Source organism: Deltaproteobacteria bacterium (genome assembly GCA_029860075.1).
In the GTDB taxonomy this organism is placed as follows: Bacteria; Desulfobacterota; JADFVX01; order JADFVX01; family JADFVX01; genus JAOUBX01.
In genome coordinates this window covers 1-13,863 of sequence record JAOUBX010000053.1, presented here as the reverse complement: position 1 = coordinate 13,863, position 13,863 = coordinate 1, and the positions used below count along the sequence as shown (strand labels likewise).

Here is a 13,863-nt window from a genome sequence, read left to right as displayed (position 1 = left end):
ATTTATGGGCAACCAGGGGGGGTTGCCCTTCTGTAATACCCTTCGGGTATAAGCGCCTTCACGAAATAAAATTCTGCTAAAAGATGTAGAATTTTATTTCTAAGGCGCTAATATTTATCCAGCAAATCATCATCAAAGGTCCTCTCCGGAGAAATCGTTTGAAATGATGATTTATCGGTACTGACTGCCCCTGTTTTCGTAAGGCCCACATCGAGGCCTTTGGCGATGCTTTTTAGCTTTTCCCTCTGCACCCGTTCCGCTTCCTTTATGTGTTTAAATTCCTGCTCATTCATGAGGGAAGCGATTGGCGCTATCACCCGCCAGGCGGAAAGAACCGCGCAAAGCACTTTCAGTGTTTCAGGGACTGTTGAAAGCGGCAATTCATACCAGGGCCGTAAGGCGTCATCGATCTCTCCGGAGACGGAACTAATGGCCCTGTTGTCAGCGCCCGCATTCAATTCATTCGCCTTGTCAATATAGGCTTGCAGCACGTGGTCCGTCATGTCGCCTGCGTCACAGTAAAGCATTGATTTACTCCTCTTGACCTCTCATTAAAGGGAGGTTATACTTGTTTTATTGAGGGAACTTGCAGTGTAGGGGGACCACCCCGGCCTGAACAGCTGCAAGCTGCCGGTTTGTGCGTCAGGCCGGTCAACGCCCTTTACCCCACAGCAATAAACCTTCCCTTACCCTTTCCGCATATTTCAAATCAGGCTCACCTTTCTTTAAAGGGATAAAGGCCGTTACGCCCCTGAATACGCCGCCATCCACTTCAAAGACCATCAAGCCGCCCACTTTCTTCTTGTCAGGGCTTTTCCATAGCGAAACATAGCGCTTGCTCAACCTGATCCTGCCGTCTTCATTCACCTGGGGCGTCAGCCATATTTCATAGGGCTTTTCGATCATTTCAGCCAGCAGGGGTATGCTTTCCCCGTGTCCCGATTTGCCGAACTTCCATACCTCTTTTGCTCCCGGCGTTTTATCAACCAGGAATGATCTGAGCGATAAAATAACCGGATCACGGTTAGCATCCGTTAAGACCTTCTCTTCACCGTAGCGCTTGATAAATTCACTCTTGTAAAAAGCATCACCTTCCCCCTTCTTAAGGAGTTGCGTTGCACTAATATCATCGATATCTGCCGGGCGGACGTTCTTTAAATCCCGTCGCCTGTAATGGGCAGGTTTTTTTATGCCGGGAAGAGATCTCCAAACACCCGGCTTTTCATTTTCAACGAGCCCGCCATAAACCTGCTTTCCCGGATGGTAGGAAAAACCGGGATCAGGCATTAAAAGCCTGGCCGGAAGTTTTGTCCCATTCGGCAATTCAGGTTCGATGAGCATTCCCGTTAAATCTTTTGTCTCTACCTTGAGACCTTTCTTTTTAAGCTGTCTTTCAGACAATGTTGTCGCACCGCAACGGCACCTGAATCCGTTTAACGGATACCAGGTATCCCAGAAGGGATGATCAGCCGGATAGACCTTGCCGTTTAATGCCCTATGTGTCGGCCTCGTTCCACTGTCGTTAACAGCGTCATACATCCAGTAAGGCCGCAAATCGGTAACAGCCTTCATCTGCTTATAACGGCCTATGCTGTAGGCCTGCTGGACGTTGGTTCGAAAGATATTATCTACCCTCCATGCACGCTTTCCCGTCCAGCCTCTTTTCTCAAAAACTTCGGCTGCAGACTTTTTGAACTGGTCATAAGTAATGCCGTCATTCAGGGCCTTTTGCAGCGATTCATAGACCGTTGTCAACTCCGAACCTCTGGCAATACCGGAAACGGAAAAGGCATGGAGTTTCGCCTCATCCGTAAGTGAGGCATAGTCGCCTGGGGAGAGAAGGATCTTATCTCCCCAGAAAGCGACGGCCTCTTTATTCGTCAACGGTTCAGGTTTAACCTTCACTTAAAAGCTTCTCCACGTCTTTCCAGATAGCATCACGTTCTTTAGCGTCCATCTCCCGCTTCAGGATCGCCTCCAGTGTTTCCACTTTAGGCTTACCCGAACCTATCACCTCACCGGCCACAACCGCTTCCAGGGAAGCTCTGATTTCCGGAGAAAGTTCAGGGCCACCCTCAACAGTGGAAGCATCGAGAAGGGCCTTTGCCTTTCCCGTCATATCTCCTGCATCGGATTTCTCTTCAGGCGCTTTACCGGGAGAAATGACTCCCTTCTTAAGCAGCCGGTCATAGTCCTTTTTACTGAGCGGCACCATAGAACCAGGGAGATATTTGTCTTCCTCCTTCGGTCCCAGGTCGATCATGCCGGTCTTGACCTTGCCGTAATAGATTTTTTCTTCAGACATAAATTATTACCTCCTTTAAATCCCCCTCAATCCCCCTTTACTAAAGGGGGACAAAAGAGGTTTTTGTTAAATTACCCTGGCGTAGACGACGCACTCAGGCATAAATAGTACCGGCAGTGGACGACTTTCCGCTTTGATCCACTTACCATCAGGATCTTCCTCATCCCAGGCCTTTGATGCAAAAACCTGCCCTGGCTTGCCATTTCCAATGCCTCCCGCCGCTTTAGAATCAGCAATAGGTGCAAAGAGTTCGGCGGCAGCTTTAGCACTTAGACCAATAAGAATAAAGGCGTCATCAGGAATCATCTCTATTATGTCTTCAGCAGCATTCTTATAAGTCCCGAAATATTCTTCAATATCAACTGCCGCGAGGGATGCAATACGGCCTTCTTCAGCTATCTGCTTCCCTGCATTATATTTGAGTAGTTCCAGGGCCTTCGGATTATCAATAAGGGCATCCATAGCACCACTTCCACAAAAGGCAATAAACTTATCGACAGTGACCCTGTGTGAAATCCACTTTTTCCAACCCCTTATTTTTTTTACCGGATTACTAGCCGGATCAGTCCAGAGCTCAATTCCTGCCAACACAGGCATTTGTTCAGCACTAAAGTTATAACTCACAATGACATTACCTTCTTCATCCACTACCGTTCCCTTTATTGCCTCAACAGCCTGGAATTCACGGGTGCGATCGACATCTTCCTTCATGTCAGACTGTTCCTCGGCAACACGCTCTTTCATAAGTTCAGGGGCTTCAGAACCATAGGCACGCATTGCGTCCAGATCTCCCGTTGCTATGAAGCGTTTAGGCGCATACCTGGGCGCTTCACAAGTAACGGTCTTGCGCCCTGTTTTGTCCTGCACCTGGGCAGGAGCACTGACCTTGATATTTTTTAGGATTCTTTCGGCATTCGACTTAATGTCCCACTTAAACATTGACGAGAGCTGTCTTTTCTTTCGACCAAAAACCTTATCGAGCACCGGTGTTTTAACGGTCCTCATCTTATTAATCCCCGCTGTAAGCGTACGATAATTAAAAACTGTATCTGCCATTTTTTAAACCTCCAAAATTAATAAGTTAAGAATTAAACGAAATAGATTCCCCTGGCTTCCAGGGCAAGTTTCCCCGCCGCATCGAGACCGGTCATGTTTGCTTCTACATAAACACCGGCAAACCAGTTTTCAGCTTTAACATCAGCGGCAGCGGCAGCAGCATCCTCTCCCAGGATACAAACGGGATTTTCCGTACCGTCAATATTGGCTGAGTTATAGGCATAGAGTTTGCCATCCACCGTTTGCCTGCCCATAATAGTTCCCTTAATTTCATTGGCTCCTGCTCCGATAGTTTTAGTGAGTGGAGTATAATTCCCAGCTATATAAGCCTTATTGTCCTTTGTATATTCGGTCGTCATTTAATCCTCCATTTTTTTGTTGGGGCAATCCCCCTGTGGTTGCCCGTTTTACGTTTTAATCCCCTGACGGCGGATTAACCATAGCCGCCATTTCTTCACCCACCTTTTCACACTCGGCAAACTCGGCAGCTTCACCCGTTTTGTCATCTTCCTCCGGCCTGGCCATCTGCTTAAAAAGCGGATGTTCGGAAAATGAAGAGATAAAACCCTTGAACCAGGCAGCAGGTGTCTGCTTGTCTTTACCTTCAGAGAATTCATATTCTCCTTCAGTCCCCTCAAGAGCCTCCAAAAATTCAACGAGTCCCTGCTTTTTCCAGGCGGGAAGAATCTTGCCGTCCTTGATACCCTGCTCGACAAAATCAGAGATATCTTTCTTGCGGCGCTTTTCCTCCTGCTCTGAGAAAGACAGCTCCAGACCGTCCGCCTTTTCCTTGAAATTATTGGCGTTCTTTTCCGCCGCTTCCCGTTTCTTTCTTTCCTCATCCAGTTGCGCCTGCAATTCCTCTACTGTCGGCATATCTGTTTCCTCCTTTTCCTCATAGTTATATTCGTTAAACTCCTCACCTTCGTTAAAGCTGATATCCTTAAGACCTTTAATGGCCGGCGGCTGGGCTCCCAGGAATCCAACATGTCGAACTGTTAAATCCGGGTAGAGGGAAATCGATCGCTTTTTAAAAGCCCCGCTCTCGACCATTTCATTAAAGTCTTTATTAACGTCCTTAAATTTGGCCAGCAGCACGTTACCGGCCCGTTTTAATCCCTCCAACCAGGCATAGGCCGGGCCATTCGATTTGGGGTGACCGATCACAACAGGAGCCTCATGTCCTGCCGGATCATATTTACCTGCAATGAGATCGAGGTCAGTCTCTGTAAAATTCCTCACCCGACCCTTGCTATCGGTATGCTTTCCCGCCCTGAATACCTCTATCCAGCCATTAAGTCCTTTTTTCAATTCAACCTCCTTATACAACCCTGTTTAAACCGTTTTTAAAATCCCGATAAATCCGGCTTTTTTTATTTTCCGGGGCATTACCCCACAAACACAACAAAACCCATTAGAGGCTAAATTCCGGCCTCACTCCTTCCCTTCCTCCTGCACCGTATACCGGCCAAAAAGATGAGCATTCAACCCCGACTGAAAAACCACTTCCTCCAGCTCGTCAGTTTTCAGTTGAGGGTAAGCCTCCAGCAATGCAGCAAAGGCCTCTTCGTAGCTCTCCGCCTTCAGGACGATATCCATCAGCAGTTTTTCATTTCCTTCCAGCGCACCGGCAGCAAGCTTCGTTACTTTTTCAACCAGCTCCTCGATGGCCTGCTGCTGAGGGCTAAACCGTTTACCCCCCTTATGCTCGGCAAACTCACTCTTATCTTCCCCTCCTGGATCAGGAGGGGACTGAGGGGTGGTTGAAATCTCAAACTCATCCTCCTTGTATCCGTACCGGCGCACGTAATACTCCTTAGTGAACTTGACGCCAGTTTCAGAAACAGTCTTATCCCGCTCGGCAAATTCCTTTTTAGGGTCTTCCTCTTCAAACCAGAAGAACTCGGGCGGCTCGACACCGGGTGCATTGACTGCGGCATAGATCTCTGCAATCCGGTTCATGCTGTTCTTGACAAGCTTCTGGTCACCGATCCTGAAATCATTGAGCACATCGCCATGCTCCTTTCCCAGGGCGTATGATCCGCCGCCGTCTTCGCCGGTCTGTGAAGTTAATGTTTGCCCGACGATGACTTTGGACATTTCATAATCCATTGCGTCCTTGAGACCTTTATAAAGGTCAGCTGAAGCCCCTTTCCCTTTTGCATCGAGCATCTCTATGGACCCGCCCTCCATAATGACGGCCACTGCCGACTTGACCATGGCGTTGAGCCGGTCAAGCATTTCCTGCTGCTCGGCCTCCGTTGCTCCCTGCCGGTACTTGCCGAGGAGAAAGGGCATGCCGTATTTTTCCGTCATCATGAGCCAGAACTTGATGCCGCCCTTTTTGAAAGCCACCGGCCAAAAACAGCGGGACAGGAGCCGGAGCCCATAAGGGTTGTCATAAGTGGGAAAGTGGCGGGCAATAACCGCCTTGCCGTAAGGGATTTCCTCTCCCTCTTCAGGCTGGTCCAGAGATTTAAAACGGATTTCGTTCTCTGCATCGAATCCGAACCAGCGGCAGGGAAGCGCTCTCACATCCTTCAGCTTTATGCGGCTGCTGTCAGGCTCCCAGATCAGCTCAAATGGAGACATGCCGTAATAGGGCGTATCGAGCATGGCCGACAGAAGGTTATAAACGTCTATCCCTTTCATATCTTCCCGTAATGCCTCACAGAGCTTTTTGGCCTGCTCTGTCGGCTCGTCATCACCAACCGTTCCCGGCTCCCACCGGTATTCTTTCTTAAGGCTGCCAAGCTTTCTTTGCTGTATAACACCGCAAAGATGGCCGTCAGAGGTGAGCGACTCCAGCACTTCCACGCCCTGGCCCATTTTCTGAAGGATGGGATCAGGATCGGGAAGAAGGCCCGTCAGGTCCGTCCAGTCCCAGGCCTTGCTTCTTGAAGCGATTTCACAGGAAAGCTCCCTCTTATTAGAAAGCTCACCCAGTTCAACAAAATCATGTGGATTGATGTATATGCCTTGCTTCATTCAGTTGCCTGCTCTTTGTGGTTATCAGGGCAGACACGCAGGTCTGCCCCTACATTTGTAAACATCAACAATACCCCGCTGTCATAGCTTCCGTTTCTCTCGGTCCCGACGTGTGTACTTTTTGTGGAGCCGCCTTACCCTGTAAAAGCTTGACGGCTCCTTCCAGGGCGTCCGGGCCATCATCGTTAATATTTTTATTAAGCAGATAAATGAGCTGTTCAATAAGAAGGTCTTGATCGGAGTGGCCACGCTCAAACAAGAGCCTGCCATGCTCCACCAGATAACTGAGCGTGCCGATAATTCTGGCTTCCTTATTTGTGCTGTGAATAACCGGCATCCAGGGAAGAAAACGGCCCACTTCTTTGGCATAGTTGATAATGGCATCATGAAGAAAATCATGAAGCATGTTTTCCTCGATACCGATCACCCCGCCATATTCATCAACTAACCTGTAAGCAGCCTCAAACATTCCGGACGGACTGGTCCGGCGTATCCAGGCATGGAGGCAGTAAAATTTCATTTCGGTACGATCAAGACCAACAGTTACAATTGCCTTATAGTCATTGGCTTCCCCGTTTTTGGCAGAAGGATCATCAAAAGATGCGACCTGAAGCGTCTTACCGGCAAGATGGGAACGCTCAAAATACTTAAACCAGCTTTCCGGAAAGGGAGAGTCCTCATCACCGACGAGGTTCATCATCTCGGCATTAAAGTCCCTGGTTCCCATGGTCCGTTTTTTCTTCTCCAGCCTTTCAGGAGACCAGTTGGCAGGCCACAAGGGACGCTGATCAGCTTTGCCGTAATCGATCCATGCCTGGTAAACCTTGGAGAGATAGAGAGGACTACCGTCCTCATCTTTTTCGGCAATAAGCTGAGAAAGAATAGCCTTAGGGTGAAAGAGATTTCCCACCATAACAAACAGATATTTTAGTCCCATAGAGCCAATAACTGACCTTCTAAGCCACTTTAGCCCCTTTATCACCTGTTTGGGGTTCTCTACGTTTTCGTCATTTTCAAAGTCATCAACGCAGGCGTAATCGGGCCGATATTGTTTATATTTAAGCCCCCTTACCTTATCCCCATGCCCCCTTGCCAGCAGCCGTGTATGGTTGGCGAAAAAATCACCCTCTTGCCAACGGGATCCCCGCATATTTCCAAAGTCATTTTTTATTCTGGGGTTGTCTTCAATCTCCATTCGGACAGGTAGAGTAAAGCCCTTTGCCTGATCGCTGGTATCGCTAATAAGAAGTTGAAAGCGTTTCCGCTGGTAACAGATATGCCAGAGAGGAACGGCGAAACTAAAAAAGGTGGATTTTGCATGTTCCCTGGGAGCGCCAAGAAGAAAAACCTCATCTTCCAGTTCAGTAACCTCTTCCCACTCCTCATGAAACTCACCAAATGCAGAAGGGAAGTAATGAGGCAGGTAGGTCTTGCAAAAAAAGAGCAGGTCCTCACCGGCCCGCGCTTTCCTGGCTTCCTGCTTTTCAGGGGAATCATTTTCAAAAGGGCTTACCGAATCGGCGATCCACTCCTTCAGGTCCGATGCAAATTTATCGAACTTATTCTCTGTAATTTTAGGTCTTTTTCTCATGGCCTCTTTCGCTTGTTAAAAACAGTTTTAATCTCTCCCCGGTCCTTTCCGGAAAGACAGTAAAGATGTTTTTTAAAAAAAGCCCTCTCCCCTCGGGAAGAGGGCTTTTAAATTACCTGCTTATCAAATTAAACAGGCGAAGCTCTCATCTTAGAGCCTGCCGGTTCACCTGATTCAACAATGTCTTTATAAAAAAGGGGATATTCCTTTGCTAGCCAGCCGCCCGGATCATCACCGCTGCTGCCGACCAGGAGCCTTCTTTCTCCACTCTCGACAATTCCAGCGCCATGACATGAGGAACAATTCGCCTCTTCACCCTTGTCGCAGGCCGATGCCAGGACAGGCCCGGTATAGGCAAAGACAAGGGGGCCGCTGTCATCAACGGAAAAGCTGACCGCCGCCTCCCGATCTGTTTGTATCTCCCTGGCCGCGACAGGCTGCCAGGACAGACAGACAAGCAGCGCTACCAGCAAAAAAACGCCTCCTTCCCATTTTCTGAACTTCATACCCTGTACCTCCTAAATGTTTTTTTAATCATCTTCCTTTTACCTCCTTATGGTTTTTTAGTTGCTGCTAAACTCCGCTTTATACCCAAAGGGCATAAGTTTCGTAGAAGCTCTTTTCAAGAGCTAAACTCAGCTTTAAACTGCACAATGAGGCAGTCAAAGTTTCTTGCCAGTACCTTTAAACCTTCCGGATCGAGGTCTTTAAGTGTCCTTGCCAGCCAGTCCAGGTTTTCCAAAAAGAGCGCAGGCCTGTCGATCTCAATGCCGCTCTCGTTTTCCGCTTTTTCCGCCTTCCTGATCTCTTCATACTTCCTGACAATGGATGCCGCCTTTGAAAGGGCGTCGAAATCAGAGGGCGTCCGCTCCTTTGCCGGAAGTTTCTGGACATACTCCATTTGCTCCCTGAAGAGCTTCCTTAGTCCGTCTACAAAGTCCCGGTGCGTTTGCCTGGCCAGGTCCCAGTCGTCAAGGTCCATATCCGGTGATTTACTCTCTTTCTTCCATTTGGAAAGAGAGGTAACGGAAATATCGAGGCGTCCCGATATCTCTTCCAGGTTAAGCCCCTCGGCATAGAGGTCCTTTGCCAGCCCTTCCTTTGCCTGCCTGTCGCCTTTACTACCCATCAGGCAAGCTCTTTTTCCAGACGCTTTATCTGGCTATCAACGTTGATCTTCTTCATGAATGCCTCTTCCAGTTCCTTCATTTGAGAGCCGACAACAGGGACATCCAGATCATCTACAGGTGTTAGCGCCGTATTGAGCCCCTGCCTGACAGCAGTACAATTCCCCTCGATACGTAAAAGAAGCGCTTCCCGCTCTTGCTTCAACTCTGTTAACCGGCCCAGCATGGCCGCCCTTTCAAGTCCCATTTTTCTTAATCCTTTCAGCCAGCTTTGTCGATACCTGGGTATTAAGCTGAATAACGCTAACCAGATCACCGGCCACCTTTTCATAATCCTTGACGAGCTCGACATTTTTTTCATACATGGAAAGTACTTCTTCAAAACGCTCCTTATTGGCCCTTTCCACCTTGGTGAAGCTTTCCTTTATAGAGGCCACCATCTCAATTGAGCGCTGATCATGGATTGCAGCCATCTTCAGGCCATTCCGGGAGGAGAAGAAAACAACAACCCAGGGGAGAACAAAAAAGATGATCATGGCCAGAATCATGGGATAGCTTTTAAAGAGGGCCAGAAGGTTAACGAGTGCCGTCAGTTCCTGGGCCGTCATAAGATTCCCCCCTCCTCCTCAAATTCATCCTGGCAATCAATACACCTCACACATCCCGGCACCGCTTCTTTTCGGGCGGCAGGGATGGGTTCATCACAGTCGACACACTCCACGCTGCCCGACCCACTTTGCGCGCTAGACCGGCAGGACGCAATTTTTGCATCTAAAAGCTGTTCCGTACTAACTTGTGCCATATCCGCATCATCCGCCATAATTACTTTTCCCCCTGTTAAATTGACATTGCGAGGTCGATCCGACCGCGGCAATCTGACTTAAAAAAATTCCCGGCTGGTAAGCCAGCCGGTGCGGGATACCCGCAAACAAAAAGAGGTGGTTACGTGATTGATTCTATGGGAATGAGGGGAGTAAAGTCTTTTGAAGTACTTCAAAAAGAAAAGGGGCAGTCAATGAATGACTGCCCCTTCAGGGATTAAAATATGAATAGCTGATGGTGAAAAGGATATTATAAAGCCGGTTGTGATGTCAACTTAATGAAGTTTTGTGGGTGTTTGTTGCACCTACTACTAAACAATTTTATGGAGAATAAGATTTAAGGATTTTTAGATGAAATCTGTAGTTATTTAGGTTCAAGAATAAATGCAACAAGTGCATTGGTATGGAATGTTATGACCGAAACCGTTTACAATGAGATTCTTGCTAACTAGAAATATTATCTATAAAGTCATCAAAAACTCGCTTACCCTTTGCAATGCTATCTTGGTGTATATCAAGGTAAGCTTTGGTAGATATTTTTAAATTCAACTCATCGCGAGCTGAAAGTACAGCATCAGGTATTAATGATGAAATTTCAAAATAATAGCCCAAAGACTTCTTTGTAAATTCTAAGTGTTCTTTTTGTTGTGTCATCGAATATTCATTGATATCTTTATCAAACTTATCTCTCTCTTCTTTCTCGAATTCAATATTATTATTAATAATATCCCAACGTCGTTTATCTTTAATTCCTTCAAGATTCATATTTTTCAACATTGATATATAGTTGTCAATTTCATCCGAAGTATTTGTGCGGTATTTTTCAAGTAACTCTATTGTTTTAGCACGTTCTACTAGTTTAGTCCTATCAAGCATTAATGCCAACTTAGCAGTAGCAATCGAGTCCATCAATTTTGTTGTTGCCTTGACAGTTTTTTCAGAACCAACAATTTGTATTTTGGCAATTGAACCTCCATCTTCTTCATCAGTCGAAAATAGTTCTTTTGTATTGATATTAATGTCTATTAATCTGGCTACAAGAGTATGACTTCTATTTATAGCTACTATTGCTTCAAGAAAAACTTCTTTTTTTATATTTTTTTCTCTTTCAATTTCTGACAGCTTTAATTGATTGTTGCTACGTACCTCCTCGATTACTTTTGCGTAGTCAGCCTTAACAGACTCCACTTTATCAGTAATTGTTTCAACATCTTCTTTTGTAGCTAGATTTTTTCCTTTTTCAGAAAGATAAGAAGGTAAAAATGATTTTAGAAAAAAGAATATGATGGTTCCTCCTATCACAGCACCAAGTCCAAAACTTCCTGTTATCGTCAGTATCTTTTCTATTTCTGTTATTTCCATATGGTCAACTTTTTCTCCATTAGGTGTGACGATTATGCTAACAAACAACTTTTAGAATGGCATGATTTGACGATTATATGGTGGAAGTGTCAGTTTGAATTACGACTAAATTACCATAAAGGTCATGCATTTTCTGTTATTAACTCAGTTTCTTTTAGGATCACACGTCTACAAATCCATTGTAGTTTGCTAAATAGAACTCGTTCATGTGACGTTAATTTGCTTTTCCCCCGATGAACAATTTTTGATCTTATATCGTAAATTTTTTTAAAGTCTTCTAAAATATCTTCTCGCTGTGAATGAGTTTCCCCAATTAGATAAGCACATCTATTACGCAATAAATCACCCAATCCCGTTCCATCTGAGGCTTTGTTTTCGCCAAGTATTATCTCAAGAGCAATCATAGTTTGCACAAATGAAAGTAGTTCATTCTTACCTGTGTAACTATCAAAAAACCACTGCCCTGCAAGTATGATTTTTTCAGATTGCTCCTCATTTTCAAATACTTTTTTTAGTTTTGCAAGTCGACTTACCATCCATGCCATTTTTTTAGTATCATTATCAAGTGAGCCATTACAACTATTAAATGCTAGATCGTTTATGGTTTCAGATATTACTTCATCAACCTCTATGGTTTCATCAACCACCCATTTCTTGTTAATATTTCTATGAATATAAAAATTCATCTTGGGTGGAGCAGGATAATATGAACGTTCAACTATTAAGAGACGTAGAGCAATAGATAGACCGCAGAATGCCTTGAATTTAGATAATATGTTTTCATTTGTTTGTGTTGATATATATTTACCTACGAAACCATTTGTTGAAAATTGTAGATATACTGAGTCTTTATTCCACTCGGTTCGGGAAGTAGGATAAAGCATTGCTGATATAAGACCACTGCCTATTCCTTCTACGCCTGATTTGAGTGGGTGTTCAGCAATAAACTGATCATCCGCTTTAACTAAGCTCAACGTGTCAGACAATTTGTATTGATTTATACCCTTAGTAAATATTGGGGATAAACATGAATTAAACTCTATGGTAAATTTGTAATCCCATGGCAATGAGTCAAATAGCTCGACCAATCTTTCCGATGTTGCTTGAATATCAGAATATGATTCTAATTCAGTAAGCTTGCCTACAGTTACTGATGAATCATATGCTTGTTGATCTCGAAGTTCTTTTGAAAGAAATCCATATAAAAAGTCATAGAAGGGCCACTCTCCAATAAAAGACTCAAGTTGATCTTTAACATGGCCATGTTTTGGTAAAGCTTCCTCAGCTGTAATAAACCCATTTGTTGATTTTCTATCAATGAATTGATTATTTGTTACATCAATAGTAACTAATTGTTGCTCAAGCTTTTGTTTCAATCTTTTTTTACAATCTTTATGTAGTTTTAGAGTCATTTTTATAATTATATGAATTTTTCTTGAGTTTAATAGGCTTAAATAAGTGTTGCAAATTGATACTATTTTGGCAATTAGTTCTGATTAATATATACTACATTTCTCAAATCTTTTTTTGTTTATTTCAGGAAGAACTTCACGGTTGAGGATGTCACCTACAAAGTCTCAAAGTTACAGGAATGAATATTTAACGCTTTCAGGAAGAAGTCATTTCTTTTCTTGTCGCTCCTTTAACCTTTTGATTTCCTCGATAATTTCCTCTTTTTTTAATATACCTTTTTCATGAAGGAGATTGACTATAGCCTCTTGCTGGAAAATATTTGATATAAGAAGTTCTTCAAGTGATACGGTTTCTTTGTCATCTAGTTTCTTTGCCATACATTTCCCTTTTTTATTGCACCATCTTCTGTAATTGAGACATTTCCAGCTTGCTAATAGAAAGGTCATACTTCTTTTTTATATGAAGCCACTTTTTTGCATAGGTTCTCCAATATTCTTTTCGTGGAGGTTTCCACTTAACCGGGCCTTTATTTCCCTTCGCCTGGTTTATTGCATCATCTACAGCCAAGAGGTTTTCAGGATCATTTGAAAAGGCTCTTTTCTTTTCTCTTGACCAGTTAGAACCGCCTGTTTTATGTGCATGACTTAATGGTACAATATGGTCTATATCAACGTCTGATGCCTTATAGAGGACTTTGCCCGTGTATGGACACACCCATTCCCCCCAAGTAACATTACAAGGTTTATTCCGCTTGAATTTGATAGTTCCTATGTTATCACGGAGCAATATTTCTGCCCTTGTATTCTGGCAATCGTTATCTTCATCTGTCCAGTGAGGCCAGCTTTTACGATTGTATCTTGTAGATGTTAAAGAAGCAGGCTGCTTCTTTGTTGAATAGTTTTTCTTTGGGGTTATCTTCTTAGCGCCATGATAGTGATACGCACCTTTTGATAATTCCCACTTTCCACAATTAGTTCTGCAAGTATGACCACCATTAGAATCAGTTCGGCCAGGATGTGCATTAACGTTGGGAGATAAAAAAAGAAGTGCAATGACAATACTTAGAAGTTGAGAATGAAGCTTCATACAGTTAACACATTATAAGGATCATAAAGGGGACATCCTATACTCCTTATGTCAACAAAAAAGTTTTCTCTTTAAAAATTAATAACTTACAAAATATATAGAATTCAGTATAAA

The 13,863-nt window shown here is 44.4% G+C and carries 17 protein-coding genes; all 17 read right to left on the bottom strand.

The window, feature by feature from the left end; genetic code table 11:
- Nucleotides 1–107 precede the first annotated feature (107 nt).
- Nucleotides 108–527, bottom strand: a complete 420-nt coding sequence (locus OEV42_14710; protein ID MDH3975526.1) for a DUF1320 domain-containing protein — start codon at nucleotides 525–527, stop codon at nucleotides 108–110.
- Nucleotides 528–651: 124 nt separating this feature from the next.
- Nucleotides 652–1,905: a phage minor head protein gene (locus OEV42_14705; protein ID MDH3975525.1), complete on the bottom strand. Its 1,254-nt coding sequence runs from the start codon at nucleotides 1,903–1,905 to the stop codon at nucleotides 652–654.
- The gene (locus OEV42_14700) at nucleotides 1,895–2,305 is read right to left on the bottom strand and encodes a hypothetical protein (GenBank protein MDH3975524.1); all 411 of its coding nucleotides are present in this window, start codon (nucleotides 2,303–2,305) and stop codon (nucleotides 1,895–1,897) included. Before OEV42_14700 ends, OEV42_14705 begins: the two co-directional genes overlap by 11 nt.
- A 66-nt stretch (nucleotides 2,306–2,371) precedes the next feature.
- Entirely contained in the window at nucleotides 2,372–3,361 is a 990-nt protein-coding gene (locus tag OEV42_14695; protein MDH3975523.1) for a major capsid protein, read from the bottom strand.
- 32 nt (nucleotides 3,362–3,393) lie between these two features.
- Complete coding sequence (locus OEV42_14690) at nucleotides 3,394–3,720, bottom strand: head decoration protein (protein ID MDH3975522.1); 327 nt, start codon at nucleotides 3,718–3,720, stop codon at nucleotides 3,394–3,396.
- A gap of 55 nt (nucleotides 3,721–3,775) precedes the next feature.
- The gene (locus OEV42_14685; GenBank protein MDH3975521.1) at nucleotides 3,776–4,672 is read right to left on the bottom strand and encodes a hypothetical protein; all 897 of its coding nucleotides are present in this window, start codon (nucleotides 4,670–4,672) and stop codon (nucleotides 3,776–3,778) included.
- Nucleotides 4,673–4,795: 123 nt separating this feature from the next.
- Nucleotides 4,796–6,349 (bottom strand): DUF935 domain-containing protein, encoded by a 1,554-nt coding sequence (locus tag OEV42_14680; protein MDH3975520.1) that lies wholly within the window; start codon nucleotides 6,347–6,349, stop codon nucleotides 4,796–4,798.
- Nucleotides 6,350–6,413: 64 nt separating this feature from the next.
- Nucleotides 6,414–7,940, bottom strand: coding sequence for a hypothetical protein (locus OEV42_14675; GenBank protein MDH3975519.1), 1,527 nt, complete (start codon nucleotides 7,938–7,940; stop codon nucleotides 6,414–6,416).
- Between the two features lie 128 nt (nucleotides 7,941–8,068).
- The gene (locus tag OEV42_14670) at nucleotides 8,069–8,446 is read right to left on the bottom strand and encodes a hypothetical protein (GenBank protein ID MDH3975518.1); all 378 of its coding nucleotides are present in this window, start codon (nucleotides 8,444–8,446) and stop codon (nucleotides 8,069–8,071) included.
- A gap of 116 nt (nucleotides 8,447–8,562) precedes the next feature.
- On the bottom strand, nucleotides 8,563–9,069 hold the full coding sequence (locus tag OEV42_14665) for a DUF1804 family protein (protein MDH3975517.1): 507 nt from the start codon (nucleotides 9,067–9,069) through the stop codon (nucleotides 8,563–8,565).
- Nucleotides 9,069–9,314, bottom strand: a complete 246-nt coding sequence (locus OEV42_14660; protein ID MDH3975516.1) for a hypothetical protein — start codon at nucleotides 9,312–9,314, stop codon at nucleotides 9,069–9,071. The genes OEV42_14665 and OEV42_14660 overlap by 1 nt, the downstream gene beginning before the upstream one ends.
- A complete protein-coding gene (locus OEV42_14655; GenBank protein ID MDH3975515.1) occupies nucleotides 9,304–9,675 on the bottom strand; it encodes a hypothetical protein in 372 nt (123 codons plus the stop codon). Before OEV42_14655 ends, OEV42_14660 begins: the two co-directional genes overlap by 11 nt.
- Nucleotides 9,672–9,887 (bottom strand): TraR/DksA family transcriptional regulator, encoded by a 216-nt coding sequence (locus OEV42_14650; GenBank protein MDH3975514.1) that lies wholly within the window; start codon nucleotides 9,885–9,887, stop codon nucleotides 9,672–9,674. Before OEV42_14650 ends, OEV42_14655 begins: the two co-directional genes overlap by 4 nt.
- A 445-nt stretch (nucleotides 9,888–10,332) precedes the next feature.
- Nucleotides 10,333–11,250 (bottom strand): hypothetical protein, encoded by a 918-nt coding sequence (locus OEV42_14645; GenBank protein ID MDH3975513.1) that lies wholly within the window; start codon nucleotides 11,248–11,250, stop codon nucleotides 10,333–10,335.
- A 122-nt stretch (nucleotides 11,251–11,372) separates the two neighbouring features.
- Nucleotides 11,373–12,662, bottom strand: coding sequence for a HEPN domain-containing protein (locus OEV42_14640; protein MDH3975512.1), 1,290 nt, complete (start codon nucleotides 12,660–12,662; stop codon nucleotides 11,373–11,375).
- Between the two features lie 207 nt (nucleotides 12,663–12,869).
- Nucleotides 12,870–13,040 carry a hypothetical protein gene (locus tag OEV42_14635; protein ID MDH3975511.1) on the bottom strand — a complete coding sequence of 57 codons (171 nt, stop codon included), beginning with the start codon at nucleotides 13,038–13,040 and terminating at the stop codon, nucleotides 12,870–12,872.
- A gap of 13 nt (nucleotides 13,041–13,053) precedes the next feature.
- A complete protein-coding gene (locus OEV42_14630) occupies nucleotides 13,054–13,749 on the bottom strand; it encodes an HNH endonuclease (protein MDH3975510.1) in 696 nt (231 codons plus the stop codon).
- Nucleotides 13,750–13,863: the final 114 nt, after the last annotated feature.